Annotated in this window: 21 protein-coding genes and 1 pseudogene; 11 read left to right on the top strand and 11 right to left on the bottom strand. The window is 63.5% G+C overall.

The window, feature by feature from the left end; translation table 11 throughout:
- Positions 1-28: 28 nt before the first annotated feature.
- The 5 genes from NKL04_RS09215 to NKL04_RS09195 all read right to left on the bottom strand — a co-directional run bounded on the left by NKL04_RS09215 (position 29) and on the right by NKL04_RS09195 (position 4,760).
- The gene (locus tag NKL04_RS09215) at positions 29-850 is read right to left on the bottom strand and encodes a carbohydrate ABC transporter permease (RefSeq protein ID WP_023700756.1); all 822 of its coding nucleotides are present in this window, start codon (positions 848-850) and stop codon (positions 29-31) included.
- Entirely contained in the window at positions 851-1,789 is a 939-nt protein-coding gene (locus NKL04_RS09210; RefSeq protein ID WP_023700755.1) for a carbohydrate ABC transporter permease, read from the bottom strand.
- Positions 1,789-3,126, bottom strand: a complete 1,338-nt coding sequence (locus NKL04_RS09205; RefSeq protein WP_023806080.1) for an ABC transporter substrate-binding protein — start codon at positions 3,124-3,126, stop codon at positions 1,789-1,791. Before NKL04_RS09205 ends, NKL04_RS09210 begins: the two co-directional genes overlap by 1 nt.
- A gap of 66 nt (positions 3,127-3,192) precedes the next feature.
- Entirely contained in the window at positions 3,193-3,852 is a 660-nt protein-coding gene (locus tag NKL04_RS09200; RefSeq protein ID WP_023688610.1) for a GntR family transcriptional regulator, read from the bottom strand.
- 23 nt (positions 3,853-3,875) lie between these two features.
- Positions 3,876-4,760: a dihydrodipicolinate synthase family protein gene (locus NKL04_RS09195; RefSeq protein WP_023700753.1), complete on the bottom strand. Its 885-nt coding sequence runs from the start codon at positions 4,758-4,760 to the stop codon at positions 3,876-3,878.
- Positions 4,761-5,009: 249 nt separating this feature from the next.
- Here NKL04_RS09195 and NKL04_RS09190 point away from each other — a divergent pair, with 249 nt between their 5' ends.
- A complete protein-coding gene (locus tag NKL04_RS09190) occupies positions 5,010-6,152 on the top strand; it encodes a hypothetical protein (protein WP_023700752.1) in 1,143 nt (380 codons plus the stop codon).
- 235 nt (positions 6,153-6,387) lie between these two features.
- Here NKL04_RS09190 and dprA read toward each other — a convergent pair whose 3' ends face one another.
- The 4 genes from dprA to NKL04_RS09170 are packed head-to-tail and all read right to left on the bottom strand — an operon-like array spanning position 6,388 to position 10,419.
- Positions 6,388-7,515, bottom strand: coding sequence for a DNA-processing protein DprA (gene dprA, locus NKL04_RS09185; RefSeq protein ID WP_023700751.1), 1,128 nt, complete (start codon positions 7,513-7,515; stop codon positions 6,388-6,390).
- Positions 7,512-8,117, bottom strand: a complete 606-nt coding sequence (gene plsY / locus NKL04_RS09180; RefSeq protein ID WP_023696534.1) for a glycerol-3-phosphate 1-O-acyltransferase PlsY — start codon at positions 8,115-8,117, stop codon at positions 7,512-7,514. The genes dprA and plsY overlap by 4 nt, the downstream gene beginning before the upstream one ends.
- 56 nt (positions 8,118-8,173) lie before the next feature.
- Entirely contained in the window at positions 8,174-9,460 is a 1,287-nt protein-coding gene (locus tag NKL04_RS09175; protein ID WP_023700750.1) for a dihydroorotase, read from the bottom strand.
- Entirely contained in the window at positions 9,457-10,419 is a 963-nt protein-coding gene (locus tag NKL04_RS09170) for an aspartate carbamoyltransferase catalytic subunit (RefSeq protein WP_023688599.1), read from the bottom strand. Before NKL04_RS09170 ends, NKL04_RS09175 begins: the two co-directional genes overlap by 4 nt.
- Before the next feature lie 196 nt (positions 10,420-10,615).
- On the opposite strand from NKL04_RS09170, the gene NKL04_RS09165 reads away from it, so the two are divergent.
- The 3 genes from NKL04_RS09165 to NKL04_RS09155 all read left to right on the top strand — a co-directional run bounded on the left by NKL04_RS09165 (position 10,616) and on the right by NKL04_RS09155 (position 13,297).
- A complete protein-coding gene (locus tag NKL04_RS09165) occupies positions 10,616-12,244 on the top strand; it encodes a DNA alkylation response protein (protein ID WP_023700749.1) in 1,629 nt (542 codons plus the stop codon).
- Positions 12,245-12,368: 124 nt separating this feature from the next.
- Entirely contained in the window at positions 12,369-12,956 is a 588-nt protein-coding gene (locus NKL04_RS09160; protein ID WP_023700748.1) for a hypothetical protein, read from the top strand.
- Positions 12,956-13,297, top strand: a complete 342-nt coding sequence (locus NKL04_RS09155) for a DUF6105 family protein (protein WP_084568517.1) — start codon at positions 12,956-12,958, stop codon at positions 13,295-13,297. The genes NKL04_RS09160 and NKL04_RS09155 overlap by 1 nt, the downstream gene beginning before the upstream one ends.
- Here NKL04_RS09155 and ruvX read toward each other — a convergent pair.
- Positions 13,215-13,721: a Holliday junction resolvase RuvX gene (ruvX, locus tag NKL04_RS09150; RefSeq protein ID WP_023700747.1), complete on the bottom strand. Its 507-nt coding sequence runs from the start codon at positions 13,719-13,721 to the stop codon at positions 13,215-13,217. The genes NKL04_RS09155 and ruvX overlap by 83 nt on opposite strands.
- A 165-nt stretch (positions 13,722-13,886) precedes the next feature.
- Between ruvX and NKL04_RS09145 the strand changes: the two genes are divergently transcribed.
- From NKL04_RS09145 to NKL04_RS09115, 7 genes and pseudogenes are all read left to right on the top strand, one after another.
- Complete coding sequence (locus NKL04_RS09145) at positions 13,887-14,594, top strand: metal-dependent hydrolase (RefSeq protein ID WP_023684673.1); 708 nt, start codon at positions 13,887-13,889, stop codon at positions 14,592-14,594.
- A gap of 44 nt (positions 14,595-14,638) precedes the next feature.
- On the top strand, positions 14,639-15,055 hold the full coding sequence (locus NKL04_RS09140) for a hypothetical protein (RefSeq protein ID WP_023670998.1): 417 nt from the start codon (positions 14,639-14,641) through the stop codon (positions 15,053-15,055).
- Positions 15,056-15,165: 110 nt separating this feature from the next.
- Positions 15,166-15,453 (top strand): Asp-tRNA(Asn)/Glu-tRNA(Gln) amidotransferase subunit GatC, encoded by a 288-nt coding sequence (gene gatC, locus NKL04_RS09135; protein ID WP_023670999.1) that lies wholly within the window; start codon positions 15,166-15,168, stop codon positions 15,451-15,453.
- A gap of 7 nt (positions 15,454-15,460) precedes the next feature.
- A complete protein-coding gene (locus NKL04_RS09130; RefSeq protein ID WP_023700746.1) occupies positions 15,461-15,916 on the top strand; it encodes a GNAT family N-acetyltransferase in 456 nt (151 codons plus the stop codon).
- Positions 15,916-17,480: pseudogene (locus tag NKL04_RS09125) on the top strand (amidase). Before NKL04_RS09130 ends, NKL04_RS09125 begins: the two are co-directional and overlap by 1 nt.
- Before the next feature lies 1 nt (position 17,481).
- A complete protein-coding gene (locus NKL04_RS09120; RefSeq protein ID WP_023700744.1) occupies positions 17,482-18,012 on the top strand; it encodes a hypothetical protein in 531 nt (176 codons plus the stop codon).
- 7 nt (positions 18,013-18,019) lie between these two features.
- Positions 18,020-18,817, top strand: coding sequence for a YdcF family protein (locus tag NKL04_RS09115; protein WP_023700743.1), 798 nt, complete (start codon positions 18,020-18,022; stop codon positions 18,815-18,817).
- Here NKL04_RS09115 and NKL04_RS09110 read toward each other — a convergent pair.
- Complete coding sequence (locus NKL04_RS09110; protein ID WP_023700742.1) at positions 18,766-19,509, bottom strand: DUF599 domain-containing protein; 744 nt, start codon at positions 19,507-19,509, stop codon at positions 18,766-18,768. The genes NKL04_RS09115 and NKL04_RS09110 overlap by 52 nt on opposite strands.
- Between the last annotated feature and the right edge of the window lie 96 nt (positions 19,510-19,605).

The raw sequence follows: 19,605 nt of genomic DNA, 5'->3' as shown, positions 1-19,605 counted from the left end.
CCCGGAATGAGTGATGTCGGGCCGTGCCTCAGCCGCCCTTGACGGCGCCTGCGGTCAGCCCTGCGACGATCTGCCTTTGCGCGAACAGGGTCAGCACCAGCACCGGCAGCGTCACCACAAGTGCTGCGGCGGCGAGCGGACCCCAGCTCACCTGCTCGTAGGAAAGCATGTTGTAGACGGCGACCGGCAGCGTGCGAGTCTCGCGGCTGGCGAGCACAATGCCGAAGACGAAATTGTTCCATGAGAAGATGATCGACAGGATGAAGGCGACGACAATGCCCGGCTTGGCGATGGGCAAGGCGACCAGCCGGAACACCTGCCAGGAACTGGCGCCATCGATGTTGGCCGCTTCTTCCAGCTCCATCGGCGTGGTCTCGAAATAGCCGATCATCACCCAGACCACGATCGGCACCGTCACCACCAGATGGATGATGATCTGCGGCCACAGCGTGCCGAGAATGCCGACCCACTGGAACAGCAGGAACAGCGGAATGAGATAGGAAAGCCCCGGCGTCATGCGGGCGATCATGATGACCACCGCCGAGCGTTCGGCCTTGAGCCGCGCGATGCCATAGCCCGCCGGCACGCCGATCAGCAGCGCCAGCAACGTTGCCGTGCCCGTCACCAGAACCGAATTCCAGAAATAGAGCAGGAAATTGTTCTCCTCGAATACCTTCACATAGTTCGACCAGGCGAGATGTTCCGGGATCAGGATCGGCGGGTAGGCACCGTTGTCGATCTCGAACTTCAGCGACAGCGAGATCATCCAGAGGAAGAACAGGATCGCCGGCGAGACGAAGACCAGAGCCGCGAAAAACAGCCCGATCCGGTTGAGCAGCCGTGAACTCATCTATTTGCCCTCCACCCCGATCCATTGGGAGCCCTGGCGCAGCATCAGCAGGATGAAGGACAGCGCGACGATGACGATGAAGAACACCACGGCCATGGCCGAGCCATAGCCGATGTCGTAGTAGGAGAAGGCGGTGTTGTAGAGATAGATGTTGATGGTTTCCGAGGCCGTGCCCGGTCCGCCCTGGGTCATGGCATAGATGATGTCAAAACTTTTCAGCGCATCGATAGTGCGGATGATCATCGCGATCATCAGGAACGGCGCGATCATCGGCAAGGTGAGATAGCGGAATTGCTGCCAGGCGTTGGCGCCATCGATCTCGGCGCTCTCGAAGGGCTCGCGCGGCACGGAGGCCAAGCCGCCCAGCACGATCAGCATCACCAGCGGCGTCCACTGCCAGGTCTCGACCGCAACCAGGGACGGGATGACCGTCCTGGCATTAAAGATCCATTCCTGCGCCGGGATGCCGACCAGCGACAACAGATAGTTGAGCACGCCGAGCTGGGGATGGAACATCATCGTCCAGACCAGCGCCACGGCGACTGGCGTTGCCATCATCGGCATGACGAAGACGCCGCGCAACAGGCCGCGCAGCGGAAATTTGGCGTCGAAGATCAGCGCCGCGACAGTGCCAAGGAACATCGGCGCCGCGACCGAAAGCGCCGTGTAGGTCAGCGTATGGAAAAGCGATTCCCAGAAGCGTTGGTCGACTGCCAGCCGCAGATAGTTTTCCATCCCGGCAAAGCTTCGCGCCTGGCCGAGGGTCCAGCGGTTGACGCTCATCCACAGTGTGAAGGCCCAGGGAAAGACGATCACGGCGCCGACGACGACGAGCGCCGGGACGACGAAAGGCCAGTAGTTGGGAGCCAGACGGATGGTCTGGCCCCCTTCGATGGCTTGCGTCGTCACCCCGGTGCGTTCTGGGGTGATGGCGGACATCAGCCTTGCTCGCTCCGGTCGAGCACCGGCTGGAACTGCTCGGTGGCCTTCTTCAGTTCCTCTGCCGGATCGGCGCCGGCGATCAGATTGGTCAGCGCCACGCCATAGATGTCGCGGAACTCGGTGACCGGAATGATGACCGGCAGCGACAGCCGGCTGACATTGCCCGAGCCGACCACGGCATCGAGCCAGCTCGCCGGCATGGTGACGCCTTCGCGCACCTTGGGATCTTCCAGCACCGACTTGCGGAACGGCACGCCGGCACCCGCCTGCAGCAGGCGCGCGCCCATGGCGGGCGAAATCGCCCACTGGCAGAAGAGGTAGGCGGCCTCCTTCTTCTCGCTGGCGGCCGTCACGCCGAGGCCGTCGCCAAAGGTGCCGGCGGCATGCGCCTTGGGCCCCTTGGGCATGACGCCGTAGCCGACCTTGCCGACCACTCGTGACTTTTCCGGGTTTTCCATCGGCGGGGCAAAGCCGACGCCATCGAACCACATGCCGATCTTGCCTTGCAGGAAGGCGGACTGGGCTTCGGCCCAGTTGAATCCGGTGACGCCTGGAGGCGCCGACTTGGTCATCAGCCGCTGGTAGAGGCTGGCGGCCTCGACCGCCTCGGGCGAGGTCGTGCGCAGCTTGCCCTTGTCATCGAGCGGCGTCATGTCGTAGCCGAGCATCAGCGACGTCCACACCGGCGTGTTGGCGTTTTTCAGGCCGCGGGCGACAAAGCCGTAGGTGTTGGTCGACGGATCGGTCAGCGTTTCGGCGGCGGCCACCAGCTGCTCGAACGTCTCGGGGTATTTGAGGCCCTTGGCCTCGAACAATTCCTTGTTCCAGTAGACGATCCAGTAATCCACCGAGAACGGCAGCGAGCGCAGCACGCCCTGGCCGTCCTTGGCAAACAGCATGCCGGCATCGGCGAAATCGGTTTCCACCAGCGCAGGATCGGTCAGGGTCGGGTCGGCGAGATAGCCTGATATGTCGGCCAGCCAGTCGCCCTTTTCGAACTGGCGCTTCTGCACGTGGTAGCTCAGATGCACGACGTCGAAGCTCGGTTTGCCGGAGCTCAGTTCGATCACCGTCTTCTGGCGCTGCTGCTGTTCCGGCGTCGCTTCGGCATTGACCTTGATCCCGGTCAGTTCCTCGAACTCGGCGATGTATTTTATCAGCGTGTCGCTGCGCGGGCTTTTCACCAGATTGACGTCAAGCGTCGTTCCCGCAAAGCGCTTCCAGTCGACGCCGGCGGCAAAGCTTGGGCGAACACCGGCAAAGCCGGCGGCGGCAAGGGCGGCGGTTCCCTGGAGGAGTTGCCTCCTGGTTGGGTTGAACAGATTGGACGACATTTTCTTCCTCCCGGTTGTTGTCGTTGTCGATTGCGCCGCAGCGACCGCGGCGCGGCTCATGCTTCCTCAGATTTGCAGCGCCAGCCGGCGCGCCTTTTCGATATGCTGGCTGATGGCCTCGACCGCCTTCCCAGGATCGCGGCTCTGCATCGCATCAATCACCGCCAGGTGCTCGCGCATGACCGGCACGACGCGCCCGTCGATACGGAACCGCTCCTGGTGGATCAGGCGGATCTTCACCGAATTCACCAGATAGGCCTTGGCGATGATCTCGTTGCCCAGCGCATCGATGAACGTGTCGTGCATGGCCCAGTCGATGGTCTGCGCCTTGGCCTCCATCTCCGGCGTCGGGGTTTGCGCCAGCGCCTGGGCAAGCATGTCCTCATGCTCGCGCCGCAAGCGGGCAAGCTCGGCATCGGAGGCGCTTACCGTAAACAGCGCCACCGCTTCACGCTCCATGAACAGGCGGAACTGAAAGGCCTCGCGGATCAGGCTGATGTCTATATGGGCGATCTGCATGCCGCGCTGCGGGATGGTCGTCAGCAGTCCTTCCGCCTCGAGACGCGGCACGATCTCGCGAATGGCGCCGAGCGGCAGTCCGGTGAAGGCAACCAGCTCACGTTGCGACACGAACTGGCCCGGCTTGAAGTCGCGCGCCAGCAAATGCCGCGTGAAGCTGGCATAGGCCTTCTCCCTGAGGGTGGTCGGTTCGTTGCCGTCTTCCATTTCGGCGCGCTTCCCTTTGCCGGTCAGGCCGGTTCCCTGGCAAACAGGCTGTCATAGGCTGCGGCAAGCTGCTGCTGCCCTTGCAACGCAATCGGCTCCAGCGGCGGACGGACCGCCAGCCAGCGCTCGTCGCCGGTCTTGCGCGCCACCATGACCTTTACCGCGGGGGTGACCGGATATTTCAGCAATTCGAGCACAAAACTTTCGACGCGAGGATCGTCGCGCCCGTCCTCGGCCATGGCGCGGATTTCGCCCGGGACGAAATTGGCCATGCCCGAGATTGCACCTTGAGCACCCAGTCGCACCGCACGCGCCAGATGCCTTTCATCGCCGATCAGGATCACCAGATCGCCATAGGCGGCAAGCAGCGCCTCGCTGTAGCTCCAGTTTCCACCGGAATCCTTCACCCCGGCGACCACGTCGGGAAAAGCAGTGCGCAATCGGCCGATCAGGCCAAGCGAAAGCTGCACCATGGTAACCGAAGGGATGTTGTAGAGCAGCACGTCACGGGCGAGGGGGCCAAGCGCGGCAAAGACGGCGGAGAACCAGCCGAAAAGGCCCTCCTCGCCGACATTCTTGAAGTAGCTCGGCGGGGCCAGCAGAATGTTTCGGGCGCCTCGCTGCAAGGCATGCTGTGCCTGTTCGGCGGCGTCTTCGGCGGCGTCGACCAGCACGCCGGCAACGAGTTGATGCGGCAAGATTCCAGCAGCCAGCATGGCTTCGGTCACCGACCGCCGCTCCGTCGTGCCCACCGACGCGCCTTCCCCTGTGGTGCCGAAAAGCGTCACGCTGCCGCAACCCTGCGCCAGGCAACTTTTGGCCTGAGCGATCATGGGATCGGTGGCGATCTGCCCGCGGGCATCGAAAGGCGTGGCGAGAGCGGCCGAAAGGCCAAAGCATGATGTCACCGGAAGGTCTCCGAAGTAGGTGTGTATGCCGTGCTAGCACACTAACATGTTAGTCGTAAATTGGGGTGGTGCGCTTTTTTAACAGCGGAGGGCCTTATCGAGCGGTTCACGGTTCGAAGCCCATGGCGGATCGAGACCATTGGCGAAACGGCAGGATGGCCCAGTGTTCGGGCGCGGAGCGGCAGCTCCAACCTTGTCCCCATCCCAGTCGATGGCTAAACTCAGCCTTTCCCAGGGGAGGGTTCTGACATGACACTTCAGCTTTCGGCGGATGCTGTCGCTCCTAAGGCGGCGGCGCCTCAAAAGTACCTCTTCGGCCCGGTCGCCGATTTCCTCATGCTGGGCGGCAGCGCCTTTCTCATCCTGCCGGTGCTGTTTCTCGTTCCGCTCGAATATGAAGGTCCGGTGGCCGCAACGATGGTCTTCGTGGCCTATCTCGTGAACTATCCCCACTTCGCCCACTCCTACCAGCTCTTCTACCGCAATTTCGGGCGCAAGGTGACGGGCGACGGCTACGACGGGAGCCTGCAGCTCCGCTACATCTTCGCGGGCATTGTCGTGCCCCTGGTCATGGCCGGGTTCTTTGCCTATGGCGCCGCGGCGGCGAACACGCGCCTGCTCGGCTATGCCACCAACGCCATGTTTTTTTTTGTCGGTTGGCACTACGTCAAGCAGGGCTACGGCATGCTGATGGTGGATGCGGTGCTGAAGCGCAAATTCTTCGACGACCGCGACAAGAAGGTGCTGCTGGTCAACTCCTATGCGGTGTGGATCCTGGCATGGCTGCAGACGAATACGGCGGTCACCCAGGGCAAATATTATGGCCTGGACTATTACACATTCGCGGCCCCTTCCTGGGTCACCGACATCGCCATGCTGGCGGCCGTTGCGTCGACGACGGCCACGCTCTTGATGCTGGTCAATCGTTGGCGGAAGAACGGCGGCGGCCTGCCCTATAACGGTTTGGTGGCCTATGTGGCGTCGCTCTATCTCTGGATCTTGATTGCGCGCGTAAACCCGCTTTGGCTGCTGATCGTGCCCGCGCTCCACTCGCTGCAGTATCTCGCCGTGGTCTGGCGCTACCAGACGAACGTCGAGCGCGACAGTTCCGATGCCGAAAGCGATCCGCAGCCGAAAATCCTGTCCTTTCTCGGCCCCCTCTACAGGTTTCGGCTCGTCGGCTTTATCGTCGGCGGCACGGCCCTTGGCTATCTCGGCTTCTGGCTGATCCCATCCGCGCTGACGGCCTTGATTCCCTATGACAGGCAAGTGCTGGGGTCATCGCTGTTCTTCTTCATCGTGCTGATCTTCATCAATGTGCATCATTATTTTCTGGACAATGTGATGTGGCGCCGAGGCAATCCGGAGGTATCGCGGTATCTGTTCCGCTGACTGATGCGCAGACTGTCGAGCCCGGTTTTCGTCAGCTGTCGAGTATGCCATTGCGAGCGTGATCGTCAGTGCAACGGAGAGCCCTGGAATGGCGGAGTGCTTTTCCGGGAGCCGCCTGGAAAATACCCTACGGTGGCATCTGTACCGGCGTTGGCGACTATACCGAGGTTGGCGCCGCCGGCGTGACCCTCGACGCGTGAGTTGCGGCCGACGTGCGGCGGGATCGGCTGGAACGTCACGAAACCAGTGAGACATTGCCGCCGGCATGGCGCTCGATGCGGCCGGCAAGGTCGAGTTCCAGCAGCACCATGGAGACTTGCGCGGCGTTGAGGCCGGTGTGGCGGATGATCTCGTCCACGCCCACCGGCGTTGGGCCCAGCACCTCGAGCACGCCGCTGCGTTCGTCCTCACCGGGCGGGGGAGTTGCCGAAAAATCGGGTGCCTTTTCTGGTGGCGCAATGCTTCGCGTTCGCGTGCCGGCCAAGGGTGCAATCGCGCCGGAAACGTCGGCCGCCTCGGTGACCAGGGTGGCGCCGTCCTTGAGCAGGCCGTTGGAGCCGGCGCAGCGCGGATCGAGTGGCGAACCCGGTACGGCAAAGACCAGCCGGCCCATCTCGCCGGCCAGGCGCGCGCTGATCAGCGAGCCGGAGCGTTGCGCAGCTTCGATCACCACCAGTCCGAGGGCGGCGCCCGCGACAAGCCGGTTGCGGCGCGGAAAATCCTGCGCCCGCGGCTGCCAGCCGAACGGCATTTCCGAAATAACGGCGCCGCCACGCTCGGCAATGTCGTCGCACAAGCCGATATTTTCGGGCGGGTAGGGGACATCGAGCCCACCGGCCAGCACACCCACTGTACCAGTCGAGAGACTGCCCTGGTGTGCTGCCGTGTCGATGCCGCGCGCCAGGCCGGAAACGATGACGTAGCCGTCGCGGCCAAGATCCGCTGACAGCATGCGCGCCATCTTGATGCCGGCGAGCGACGCGTTGCGGGCGCCGACGATGGCCACCGCCGGCAGGCGAAAGACGGCTGCCTCGCCCTTCACGGCAATCAGTGGCGGCGGATTGTCCATGTTTTTCAGCATCGGCGGGTAGTCGGCCTCGCCGATGCCGACGAAGCGGGCGCCGTTTTCACTGGCTGCGTCGAGTTCCGCTTCGGCTTCCTCCACGGAAGGAATGCGCATGATCCTTTTGGCTCCGCCCGAAATCATCAGCTCGGGCAGCATCTCCAACGCCGCCTCCGCCGAACCAAAGCGGTTGATCAATTCGCGAAACGAGGCCGGGCCGACATTTTGTGTGCGGATCAGCCGCAGCCAGCTCAGCCGCTGCCGGTCGCTGAGGCGCGGCCCGGCGGCGGGCTTGCTCAACCCTTGGCTCCGATCTTGCCTTCGGTGCCGGCAAGAAGGCGCGAAATGTTGGCGCGATGTTTGAAGATGACGATCAGGCTCATCACCAGGAACAGCCCGGCGGTCTCAGGTGTGCTCCAGAAATAAAGCGCGATCGGCACGATGACCGCCGCCGTCAGCGCTGCCAGCGAGGAATAGCGAAACAGAAAAGCCATCGCCAGCCAGACGACGATAAAAATCAGCGCCACATGCCAGCCGAGCGCGATCAGCACGCCGAGATAGGTCGCCACGCCCTTGCCGCCCTTGAAACCGAGCCAGACCGGAAACAGATGGCCAAGGAAGGCGCCAAGGCCCGCCCAGAGTCCAAGGCCGGCCCACAGTCCGTAGTCGTGTCCAAAATGGCGCGCGATCATCACCGCCGCCGTACCCTTCAACGCGTCGAGCACCAGCGTCGCGGCGGCGAGGCCCTTGTTGCCGGTGCGCAGAACGTTGGTGGCGCCGATATTGCCGGAGCCGATTTTGCGCACATCGCCGAGGCCGGCCGCGCGGGTGATCAAGAGGCCGAAGGGAATCGAGCCGAGGAGATAGCCGAACAGCAATGCCAGGATAACGTTATAACTCATTGTTTGCCCCCGCATTTCCCCAGCAACATATCGGTCTGCGACGTGGCGCGATCGCTCTAGCTCGAAAACACTGTGCGGCCCGCCACCAGCGTTTGCAAGACCATGCCTTGCAGCCGCGCACCTTCGAAGCAGGTGTTTTTCGAGCGCGAGCGGATGCCGCTTTCACTCACGATCCAGGGTTCTTCAAGGTCGATCAGCGCAAGATCGGCCGGCGCTCCCGGCTTCAGCGTGCCGCCCGGCAGGCCGAACAGCCTTGCTGGTGCGGTGGACAGTGTTTCGACCAGCCGAAGTAGCGGCACGTCGCCATTGTGGTAGAGCCGAAGCGCTGCTCCAAGCAGCGTCTCCAACCCGATCGCGCCGGCAGCTGCATCGGCGAAGGGAAGGCGCTTGGTGTCGACATCCTGCGGGTCGTGCGAGGAGACGATGATGTCGATCGTGCCGTCCTTGACCGCCTCGATCATGGCCAGCCGGTCTTCCTCGGCGCGCAAAGGCGGCGTCAGCCGGAAGAACGTGCGGTATTCCCCGACATCGTTTTCGTTCAGCGACAGATTGTGGATCGCCACGCCCGCCGTGACATTGGCCTGGTCGGCTTTCGCCCGCGTCACCGCTTGCGCTGCCATCGCCGTCGAGATCTTGGCCGCGTGGTAGGCGCCGCGCGTCAGCCGTGCCAGCGCCAGGTCGCGCTCCAGCGGGATGGACTCGGCCTCGCGCGGAATGCCGGCAAGGCCGAGCCAGCTGGCATACAGGCCTTCATTCATCACGCCTGCCGAAGCGAGGTCGCCATCCTGTGTCTCATGTGCGATGACGCCGCCGAAATCGCGGGCATAGGTCAGCGCCCGGCGCATCACCAGTGCGCTGGATATTGTGTGCCGCCCATCGGTGAAGGCGACCGCACCGGCCTCGCGCAACAGGCCGAATTCGGTCATCTCGCGACCGGCGAGGCCTTTGGTGATCGCCGCCGCCGGAAAGATGTTGACGCTTGCCGTGTCCCGGGCGGTGCGCAGCACGAATTCGACCAGCGCGACATTGTCGATCACCGGGTCCGTGTCGGGCATCATAACGACGGAGGTAACGCCGCCGGCCGCCGCCGCAACGCTGGCCGAAGCGATGGTCTCGCGATGTTCGCCGCCCGGTTCGCCGATGAAGACGCGCGCGTCGATCAGGCCGGGAATGATTGCCTTGCCGGCGCAGTCGACCACGGTGGCTCCCGCCGGCAGGCCCTGGTTCAGGGCAGCCTTGCCGGCGGCAACGATCTTTTTCCCCTCGACGATCACGGTGCCGACCTCGTCGAAGCCGCGTGACGGGTCGACGATGCGGGCGCGCTCAAAGACCGTCGTGCTCATGCGCTCCGGCCCTCGTTGCGGCGCGGGTCGAGCAGCGCTTCCATCACCGCCATACGCACGGCGACACCCATCTCGACCTGTTCCTGGATGACGCTTTGCGGCCCGTCGGCGATTTCGGACGCAATCTCGACGCCGCGGTTCATCGGCCCGGGATGCATGACCAGCGCGCCGTCCTTGGCGGCCTTCAGTTTTTCGGCATCGAGGCCGAAATAGCGGAAATATTCGCGCACCGAAGGCACGAAGGCGCCTTCCATCCGCTCACGCTGCAGGCGCAGCATCATCACCACGTCGGCGCCCTTGAGGCCCTCGGCCATCGAGCGCGAGACGATGACGCCCATTTTCTCGATGCCGGACGGCAGCAGCGTCGACGGCGCCACGACCCGCACCTGCGCGCCAAGCGCGTTCAACAGCATGATGTTGGAACGCGCGACGCGCGAATGCAGGATGTCGCCGCAGATCGCTACGATCAGTTTCGACAGCGGCCCCTTGGCACGGCGGATGGTCAGCGCGTCGAGCAGCGCCTGCGTCGGGTGTTCATGCGCGCCGTCGCCGGCATTGACCACCGAGCAGCCAACCTTCTGCGCCAAAAGGGCGGCGGCGCCCGCCGATTGGTGGCGGATGATCAGGATGTCGGGCCGCATGGCGTTCAGCGTCATCGCCGTGTCGATCAGCGTCTCGCCCTTCTTCACCGAAGAGCTCGCCACCGACATGTTCATGACGTCGGCGCCGAGCCGTTTCCCGGCCAGTTCGAACGACGACTGCGTGCGCGTCGAGGCTTCGTAGAAGAGGTTGATCTGGGTGCGGCCGCGCAGCGTCGAGGTCTTCTTTTCGGACTGCCGCGAAATGGCGACGGCGCGATCGGCCCGGTCGAGCAGAAGCTCGATGTCACCGGGGGAAAGATCGCGGATGCCCAGAAGATGGCGGTGAGGATAAAGCGGCAGGGACGAAGCGTCGGTCATCTCAAGGCGCTGCTATAGGGGGAGAATTCCTTGCCGCAAGCGTCAGCTTGGCATTGCGGCCTTTCTCCCCGGTATTTTCGTCGCGCGCGACGCCTGCCTTGGGCTATATCTAGCCGATTGCTTCGGATTCGAAGCCTTGTGATGATAAGTGCCTTTCTAGCGTTAGAAGGCCCTTCTACTTTCAGAAGGATTGGGCGTGACCGACGACGTGACCAACCAGCCGCCGCCGCTGACGGGCGGCAACGCCTGGCGGGGCGATCCGTTGCTGATCCAGCTTGCCGAGCGTTTTTCCGATCCGGTGCGCAAGGACCTCGACGGGCTTGGCCGGTTCGTCCTGACGCAGGAGGCGCAGGAGCTGGCGCGCCTCGCCAATGTCGAGACGCCGAAGCTCCGCACGCATGACCGTCAGGGCCGGCGCATCGACCTCGTCGAATTCCATCCGGCCTATCATGCGCTGATGCGCCGCTCGGTTGCCGGCGGCCTGCATTCCTCGATCTGGGAAAACGGCGATAGCGAGATCGGCCGTCGCCATCAGGTGCGCGCCGCGCGTTTCTACCTGACCGCCGAACTCGAGACCGGGCATCTCTGCCCCATCACCATGACCAGCGCTTCGCTGGCCGCCCTGATGGCCAGCCCAAAGCTGTTTCGCGAATGGGCGCCGCGCGTGACGACGCGCAAATACGACCAGAGTCAGAAGCCGCCGGTCGACAAGACCGGGCTGACGCTCGGCATGGGCATGACCGAAAAGCAGGGCGGCACCGACGTGCGCGCCAACACCACACGGGCCGAACGCGCCGGCAGCGGCTTTTATCGCCTCACCGGCCACAAATGGTTCATGTCGGCGCCGATGTCGGACGCTTTTCTCGTGCTTGGACAGGCGCCGGAAGGGCTTTCCTGTTTTCTCGTCCCGCGCATCCTCGGCGACGGTTCCGGCAACGGCTTCCGCTTTCAGCGGCTGAAGGACAAGCTCGGCAACCGCTCCAACGCCTCATCGGAGGTAGAGTTCGTCAACGCCATCGGCGAGATGGTCGGCGAGCCCGGCGCCGGCATAAAGACGATCATGGACATGGTCACGCTGACCCGGCTCGACTGCGCCGTCGCCTCGTCGGCAATCATGCGAGCGGGGCTGGCTGAGGCCGTGCATCACGCCCGTCACCGCCAGGTGGCCGGCTCGACGCTGATCGAACAGCCGCTGATGCAGCGCGTGCTGGCGGACATGGCGCTCGATGTCGCCGCCGCCACGGCACTCTCGTTCCGACTGGCGCGCTCCTTCGACGAGGCTGCCGGCGACCGCGGCGAGGCTGCTTTTGCCCGCGCCATGACCCCGGTGGTCAAATACTGGGTCTGCAAGATCGCGCCGCCACTGCTCTATGAGGCGATGGAGTGCCTCGGCGGCAATGGCTATGTCGAGGAAGCGCCGCTCGCCCGCTACTACCGCGAAGCCCCGGTCAATGCGATCTGGGAGGGCTCAGGCAATGTCATGGCGCTCGACGTGCTGCGCGTGCTCGGCCGCGCGCCCGGCCTGTTCGAGGAGGTGCTGGCCGGCATCGACCGCGATCTCGGCGCCGGCGGACGCGGAACCATTGGCGTGCTCAAGGCGGCCATGCAGGTAGCCGGCACCGATGAGGGGTCGGCCCGCCTGCTGACCGAACAGCTGGCGCTGTCGGCGGCAGCTGCGGAATTGCGCCGGCTGGGGGCAGGGCGGATTGCGGACGCCTTCGTCGAGACGCGGCTCGCCGGCCAGTGGCGCAACACCTATGGCATGCTCGATTCGCGCCACGATGCGCGCATGATCATCGACACGCTCTATCCGCCGGTGAATTGAGGGCCTTCCGCCAGGCCTTGAACGAATTTGCCTGCCTGTGGAAAGCCGTTAACCTTAACGAATGGTTTCCGTTGCAGCCGCAGGCCGCAGACCCCACTGTCTTTGTCACCAAAGCAGGAATGCCATGCGGCACATTTTGACGTCCTTTCTGGCCTTGCACTGGGCGCTGGTTTTCGCCCTGCTGGCGTTCATCTGTGTCGATGGAAACCGCGGCGTTGCGGGCGCTCTGGGCGTGCTCGGCGTCGTCGTGGAAAACACTCGTCTGGCCGATGTCGACAATGCTGCCGTCGTGGCGCCGCTGGCCATCGCCTTGCTGGTCGTGGCGGTGCTGTTTTGCTGGGTCTTCGTCGAGAGCCTGGTTAACGCCGCAGCGAGCCCGGACGGAGCCGACAGTGTGGCGCGGACCGCCTTCATTTCGGCATCCGCGGTGTTGTCGCTCATCCTGATCGGCGGCGCAGCGCGAGGCATCAACGGCCTGTTTTTGGTTGTCGCCGTGCAATTGGCGGCACTTCTGGCCTCCTATGTCGCCATGCTGGCAGAGCGGAGGTCGGTCTTCGCCGTCATGGTTTCGCGGGAGGCAGAGAGCCGCGCCACCGCCCATGCCATGGCCAAGGGTGCCGCGCACGGCTCCTTGCTGTCGCGCATTTCCGGCCGTCCGGACATTGGTCCCAGCGGTCCCAGAGGCGGTTCGAGCCGCAGGGACGGTCACTGATGCGCACGCTGTTCGCATTGTGGGCCGCGCCACTCGCTCTGTTCTGGGGCTGGTTCTTCCTGTCGCTCAACGACATCAATTTCGGCTACGTCATGCTCAGCCGGCAGCTGCATGATTTCGTGTTCCAGCTCTACGGGCAGATGCTGGGCATCGATCCGGCGATCATTCCGGGCATGGTGGCAAGGGCCTGCGTCTTTGACGGCTTCCTGCTGATGGCATTGTGGGCGTTTCGCCGCCGCCGCAACATCACGGCCCGGGTCAGGCGGCAGGCGGGGAATCCGGTTCCGTCCGATCGCGTGGGTCAAGCGACTGGAGCCGGTCCAGAACTCCCTGCAGAATAAAGGCCGCAGCCGCCGAATCGATCTTGCCGGCGCGCTTTCGGCGCGAGAAATCCATCTCGATCAGCGTCCGCTCCGCCGCCACCGTCGACAGCCGCTCGTCCCACAGCACGAAGGGCAGGTCGGTTATGCCTGCCATGTTGCGCACGAAGGCGCGCGACTTCTGGGCGCGGGGACCTTCCGAACCGTCCATGTTGATGGGGAGACCGAGTACAAACGCACCGACATTGTCCTTCTGCAGCTGGGCGAGCAGCGCTGCCGCATCCAGCGAAAACTTTTTACGCAGGATGACAGGGCGCGGATGGGCAAAGGACAGGCCGCGGTCGGAAACGGCGACACCGATCGTCTTGTCGCCGAGGTCGAGCCCTGCCAGCGTCCTGCCGCCCTCCAGGCGTGTCGGCAGATCCTCGATTGCTATGATGCCCAACGGCTTTCCCCAACCAGCGTTACCGTGACTCAGTCTATTGCGACCCAGACTTGCCGTCACAAAGAGCGCGACACGTTCTTTTGAAGCGCGAGCACACTATGTCACTTTAATTTTGCTGCCGGCGTTCTATCTTCCGGCGCAACCAAAAATCGAGGAACACGATCGATGAAATTGACCTGGTACGGACATTCCGCCTTCCGCGTCGAGACATCAGGCGCGACCATCCTGATCGACCCCTATCTCGTCGGCAACCCATCATGGACGAGCGGCTGGGAGGGGCCGGCGGAAGGCGTCACCCATGTGCTTCTGACCCACGGCCACAGTGATCATGTCAGCGGCGCGGTGGAGGTGCTGAAGAAGAGCGGCGCCCAGCTGGTCGCCAATTACGAGATCTGCATGTACCTGGTCGGCAAGGGCGTCGACGGCAAGAAGATCAATCCCGGCAATCATGGCGGCACCGTCGATTGCGGTGCCTTCACCACCACCTTCGTGCAGGCACTGCATTCCTCGTCGTTTGGGCTCGATGGCGGCCAGAACGTCTACCTCGGCAATCCCAACGGGCTGGTCCTGCATTTCCCGGAGGACAAGACGCTCTACCATATGGGCGACACCGACATCTTCTCCGATATGGCGCTGATCGAGGAATTGCATGAGCCGAAGATCGGCCTCGTGCCGGTCGGCGACCGCTTCACCATGGGCGGCGCGGTGGCGGCCCTGGCCTGCCGGCGCTTCTTCCACTTCGACACCGTCGTGCCATGCCACTTCGGCACCTTCCCGATCATCGACGCGACGGCGGAGAAGTTCGTGGCCGGCCTCGAAGGATCAGGTGTCGACGTAGCCTTGCCAGCCATCGGCCAAACGATCACACTATAGAGCGATCGTTGAAACGATCCCTTGTCGCAAAGGGGAATTAAACCATGGGTTTGAGAGAGACTCTTTGCGTTTCGATGCTGGTCGCTGCGTCGCCCGCATCCGCCGCCGAGGACTTCATCAAGGGCGTTTACCTCCAGACCCAGGAGCTTTGCGCGCAAGCCAAAAAGGACACGCTGCAGACGCTGATTGACACCGGCAATGTCATCTTGTCGGCGGACGGCCTGCAAAGCGTCGAGTATAATTGCGAGTTCGTCCAGGTCACCAAGGCGACGCGCTCGCCGAGCTGGGCGGTCACTGCCATCTGCCAGGAGCCGGGCTTTCTCTTTCCCGATATACTGTCGATCACGCAGATGAACGCGACCCAAATCGACATCGTCTCGGTGCGCCCGACCGCCGACGAAGGCGAGCAGGCCGGCAATGGCGGCAGCTATTATCTGTGCGAGGGTGTATCGCTGCCCTAGGCTGAAATGCCGCCCTGGCATGAACGGGCTCTATCCCCAAGCACGATCGATGTTGCGCGGCACGCGCCACGCCGCTATAGCGCCATCTGGTTTTCCCAAAGGCTAAAGACATGTCCGTTGATCTGCAAACTGTGAAGCGCGTCGCGCGTCTCGCCCGCATTGCGGTGAGCGAGGAGGATGCCGAGCGCATGACCGGCGAGCTGAACGCCATTCTGGGCTTTGTCGAGCAGCTGAACGAGGTTGATGTCTCCGGCGTCGAACCGATGACATCGGTGACGCCGATGGAGATGAAGAAGCGCCAAGACATCGTCACCGACGGCAACAAGGCTGCCGATATCGTCGCCAACGCGCCGGCCACTGACGAGAATTTCTTCCTCGTGCCGAAGGTCGTGGAGTAGCTGGCCGATGGCAATCGAGATCGCCGTCGAAACGCCGCTGCAGGACGATGTCCGCGCTTTGGTCGAGGAGCTCAACGCGGCTCTGCTCGAACTGACGCCGCCGGAGCATTGCTACCATCTGACGGTCGAGCAGATGGCTGGCGACGACACCACCGTCTTTATCGCCCGCGACGACGGGCAAGCCATCGGCTGCGGCGCGCTGAAGCGCCATGATGCCCGCGTCGGTGAGGTCAAGCGTATGTACACGCGGCCTTCGCATCGCGGCAGGAAGATCGGCGCCAAGATCGTCGAACATGTCGAAACGCTGGCGCGCAGCGAAGGGCTGAAGCGTCTGGTGCTGGAAACCGGCGACCGCCATCCCGCCGCCTGGACCGTCTATGAACGCGCCGGCTTCTCGCGCTGCGGGCCGGTGCTGGATTATCCCGATTCCGAGTGGTCGGTGTTTTACGAAAAGAGCCTTTGATGAGCGAACTGACCCATCTGACAATTTCGCAGGCGCGCGCCAAGCTGCGCGCCAAGGAGATTTCTGCCGTCGAAATCACCGAGGCCTATCTCGGTGCCATCGAGCGCGCCAATCCGGTGCTCAATGCCTACATCGTCGTCACCGGCGACAAGGCGCGCGATATGGCCAAAGCTTCCGACGCCAGGCTCGCCAAGGGCCAGGGCGGTGCGCTGGAGGGCATCCCGCTCGGCATCAAGGATCTGTTCGGCACCGAAGGTGTCCACACCCAGGCCTGCAGCCATGTGCTCGACGGCTTCAAGCCGCGCTACGAATCGACAGTCACCGCCAATCTGTGGGCAGACGGCGCCGTCATGCTGGGCAAGCTCAACATGGACGAGTTCGCCATGGGCTCGTCCAACGAGACCTCCTATTACGGCCCTGTCGTCAATCCGTGGCGGCGTTCGCGCCTCGACACGGTGGTGATGCCGACCACGCATCAGGGCGATGGCGGTTTCGTTTCGGCCGGCGGCACGAAGACCGCGCGCACGCTGGACAATGCCCAACTGGTGCCGGGGGCTCGTCGGGGGGCTCGGCTTCCGCCGTCTCGGCTTTCCTGTGCGCCGGCGCCACCGCCACCGACACCGGCGGCTCGATCCGCCAGCCAGCCGCCTTCACCGGCACCGTCGGCATCAAGCCGACCTATGGCCGCTGCTCGCGCTGGGGCATCGTCGCCTTCGCTTCGTCGCTCGATCAGGCCGGCCCGATCGCCCGGGACGTGCGCGATGCCGCGATCATGCTGAAGTCCATGGCCTCGGTCGACCCCAAGGACACCACTTCCGTCGACCGGCCGGTGCCGGATTACGAGGCGGCGATCGGCAAACCGATCAGGGGCATGAAGGTCGGCATTCCCCGGGAATACCGCGTCGACGGCATGCCGGAAGAGATCGAGGCGCTGTGGCAGAAGGGCATTGCCTGGCTCAGGGATGCCGGCGCCGAGATCGTCGACATCTCGCTGCCGCACACCAAATACGCTTTGCCGGCTTATTATATCGTTGCGCCCGCCGAAGCGTCATCCAATCTGGCGCGCTATGACGGCGTCCGCTACGGCCTGCGCGTGCCGGGCCAGGACATTGTCGACATGTACGAAAAGACCCGAGCCGCCGGGTTCGGTCGGGAGGTCAAGCGTCGCATCATGATCGGCACCTATGTGCTGTCGGCAGGCTATTACGATGCCTACTATCTGCAGGCGCAGAAGGTGCGCAATTTGATCAAGCGCGACTTCGAGACGGTTTTTGCCGACGGCGTCGACGTCATCCTGACGCCGGCGACGCCGTCGGCCGCCTTCGGTATCGCTGACGAGGACATGGCCGCCGATCCGGTGAAAATGTACCTCAACGACATTTTCACGGTGACCGTGAACATGGCCGGACTGCCGGGCATTGCCGTGCCTGCCGGCCTCGATGCCAAGGGCCTGCCGCTCGGCCTGCAGCTGATTGGCCGCCCCTTCGACGAGGAAACCCTGTTCCAGACAGCCGCCGTCATCGAGCAGGCGGCGGGAACCTTCCAGCCGGAGAAGTGGTGGTAGCATGCCGCCTCCGTCTCGCATTTCCATGGTCGAGACGGGAAACGAACTGCTGATCATGAACCCGCCACGCACCTCGGATTTCAGGACCGTCTTTGTCCTGATCGGGGCCGCGATCGTCGCCTACACCGGCTACATGGGATTGACGGATATGTCGTCCGCAACGCTCACCAGCGGCACGCTCGGCCTGCTGTCCTTCGTGGCGGTCATTGCCCTCTTCACCTATTTCCTGGGCAAGGATTTCATCTGGCGGGTGTTCGGCAGGGAAACCCTGCGGCTGACCGACACCGCAGCCGTGCGCTCGGTGAGGGGTTCTTTGCGAAATCGGTGGTCACTGCCTTTGAAAGGGCATCTTAGGGTCGAAATCCTCGACCACACCTATCCCACGGACGAAGTGGGACTGTCGGAAGTCATCAGCTTGACCAACGCGAACGGCGTCCTTGTTTTCGGCAGGGAGTTAAGCCGCCTCGAAGCGGAAGCGGTAGCGAGTGCGGTCGAGCACTTCATCGGCCGTCACAATTTGAGCTGGAGATAGGCAGGCAATGTTCTTCTATCTCTCCAAGATATTCTGGTTCTTCGTCCAACCACTCAACCTGGCGATCTTCCTGCTGCTTGCCGGCTTGCTCGCGGCGCTGATCGGCCGCCGGCGATTGGCGGCGACGGGCAGTGTGTTCGCCTTCCTGATTCTGGCGCTGTCGGCCTGGACGTCGCTTGGCGCCATGATGCTCAATCCGCTCGAAGAGCGCTTCCCAAAGCCGCCGCTGCCGCAGAAGGTCGACGGCATCGTCGTGCTCGGCGGCGGTTTCGAGGGCGCCATCAACCTGGCGCGCGGCGGCTATGAGCTGAATTCCGGCGGCGACCGCATGGTCGAGACGGCGATCCTTGCCCGGCGCTTTCCCGAGGCGAAAGTGGTTATCTCCGGCGGCACCGGTGAACTGTTCATCGATGGCGAGGGCGATGCGGCCACCGCGCCGCGCCTGCTCGGTGCGCTTGGCGTCGACGCCGATCGCCTGATGCTCGATAACAAATCCCGCAACACCTATGAGAATGCGGTCTTCACCAAGGAACTGGTAACACCGAAACCGGGCGAGACCTGGCTGCTTGTCACCTCCGCCTTCCACATGCCGCGCGCCAAGGCGCTGTTCGACAAGGCCGGCTTTCAGACGGTCCCGTGGCCGGTCGACTATCGCACCTCGGGCAAGGAAGGCTTTGGCCTGTTTCGCGACAACGCACCCGATTCGCTGCAGACCACCACCATTGCGATCCGCGAATGGATCGGCCTCGCCGCCTATTGGCTATCGGGCCGGATCGACCAGCTTTTCCCCGGCCCGGGCGGCTGACCGATCACGGCTTGTCGCGCCGCTGAAAAGAACTGGCGCCGCACCAGCACCGCCAGAAGCAGCAGCGTCGACAGCACGAACACGATCGGGTCGACGAACCAGCCGAGATAGCCGATCGAGAAGAACACCGCGCGCAGGCCTGAATTGAAATGCTTGCCGGCCAGCATGTTCATGCGCGCCGCGCGCCACACCGCCGTTTCGCTGACCGGGTTGCGTGACGCCTCGCCATAGGGGATCGGCACCGCGCCGATCAGGATCGTGCAGTAGTTGAAGAGACGGTAGGCCCAGCCGAACTTGAAGAAGGCGAAGGCTAGGATCAGCACCAGGCCAAAGACCTTGATCTGAAAGGCGGAGCGCGATGAGGTCGCGTTCAACGGCAGGTCGTTCAGCACGGCAAGGACCTGATCCGAGGCGCCAAGCAGCGCAAAGCAGCCACCGAGCGCAATCAGCGAACTGGAGGCGAAAAAAGCGGTGCCCTGCTGCAGGCGGCTCATGATGGCGGTGTCGACGATGCGAATTTCGCGCTCGGCCATGGTGCGCATCCAGGCCTCGCGCTGCACGTTCATGGCCATCGTCAACGACACCCGGCTGACCAGTCTGCCGTCGGACGCGAGCGTATGCAGCAACCATGCGAGCAGGAAAAAAGCCAGCGCCGCCAGATCGGCCGTCGACAGATGGAAGGAATCGCCCATGCCCCCTTTTACCACAGGCAAAGCGGTCAGTTCGATGCTCCAAAGCATGTCGCCCAGAAGTGAGCTTCGGTTCTGGGACAACGACATGCATTAAAA

Origin of the sequence: Mesorhizobium sp. C264A (genome assembly GCF_040324515.1) — a bacterium.
GTDB lineage: Bacteria > Pseudomonadota > Alphaproteobacteria > Rhizobiales > Rhizobiaceae > Mesorhizobium.
Note: the sequence above shows the minus strand (reverse complement) of the source record. Positions and strands in the feature narration are given on the sequence as shown.

Bases quoted from the DNA above. Each gene is read 5' to 3' on its own strand.
- NKL04_RS09210 (WP_023700755.1), bottom strand. From the start codon at position 1,789: ATGTCCGCCATCACCCCAGAACGCACCGGGGTGACGACGCAAGCCATC.
- NKL04_RS09145 (WP_023684673.1), top strand. From the start codon at position 13,887: ATGAAATTGACCTGGTACGGACATTCCGCCTTCCGCGTCGAGACATCA.
- NKL04_RS09190 (WP_023700752.1), top strand. From the start codon at position 5,010: ATGACACTTCAGCTTTCGGCGGATGCTGTCGCTCCTAAGGCGGCGGCG.
- NKL04_RS09120 (WP_023700744.1), top strand. From the start codon at position 17,482: ATGCCGCCTCCGTCTCGCATTTCCATGGTCGAGACGGGAAACGAACTG.
- NKL04_RS09170 (WP_023688599.1), bottom strand. From the start codon at position 10,419: ATGACCGACGCTTCGTCCCTGCCGCTTTATCCTCACCGCCATCTTCTG.
- NKL04_RS09205 (WP_023806080.1), bottom strand. From the start codon at position 3,126: ATGTCGTCCAATCTGTTCAACCCAACCAGGAGGCAACTCCTCCAGGGA.
- NKL04_RS09160 (WP_023700748.1), top strand. From the start codon at position 12,369: ATGCGGCACATTTTGACGTCCTTTCTGGCCTTGCACTGGGCGCTGGTT.
- NKL04_RS09155 (WP_084568517.1), top strand. From the start codon at position 12,956: ATGCGCACGCTGTTCGCATTGTGGGCCGCGCCACTCGCTCTGTTCTGG.
- NKL04_RS09110 (WP_023700742.1), bottom strand. From the start codon at position 19,509: ATGGGCGATTCCTTCCATCTGTCGACGGCCGATCTGGCGGCGCTGGCT.
- NKL04_RS09130 (WP_023700746.1), top strand. From the start codon at position 15,461: ATGGCAATCGAGATCGCCGTCGAAACGCCGCTGCAGGACGATGTCCGC.
- NKL04_RS09200 (WP_023688610.1), bottom strand. From the start codon at position 3,852: ATGGAAGACGGCAACGAACCGACCACCCTCAGGGAGAAGGCCTATGCC.
- gatC (WP_023670999.1), top strand. From the start codon at position 15,166: ATGTCCGTTGATCTGCAAACTGTGAAGCGCGTCGCGCGTCTCGCCCGC.
- NKL04_RS09215 (WP_023700756.1), bottom strand. From the start codon at position 850: ATGAGTTCACGGCTGCTCAACCGGATCGGGCTGTTTTTCGCGGCTCTG.
- NKL04_RS09115 (WP_023700743.1), top strand. From the start codon at position 18,020: ATGTTCTTCTATCTCTCCAAGATATTCTGGTTCTTCGTCCAACCACTC.
- plsY (WP_023696534.1), bottom strand. From the start codon at position 8,117: ATGAGTTATAACGTTATCCTGGCATTGCTGTTCGGCTATCTCCTCGGC.
- NKL04_RS09140 (WP_023670998.1), top strand. From the start codon at position 14,639: ATGGGTTTGAGAGAGACTCTTTGCGTTTCGATGCTGGTCGCTGCGTCG.
- NKL04_RS09175 (WP_023700750.1), bottom strand. From the start codon at position 9,460: ATGAGCACGACGGTCTTTGAGCGCGCCCGCATCGTCGACCCGTCACGC.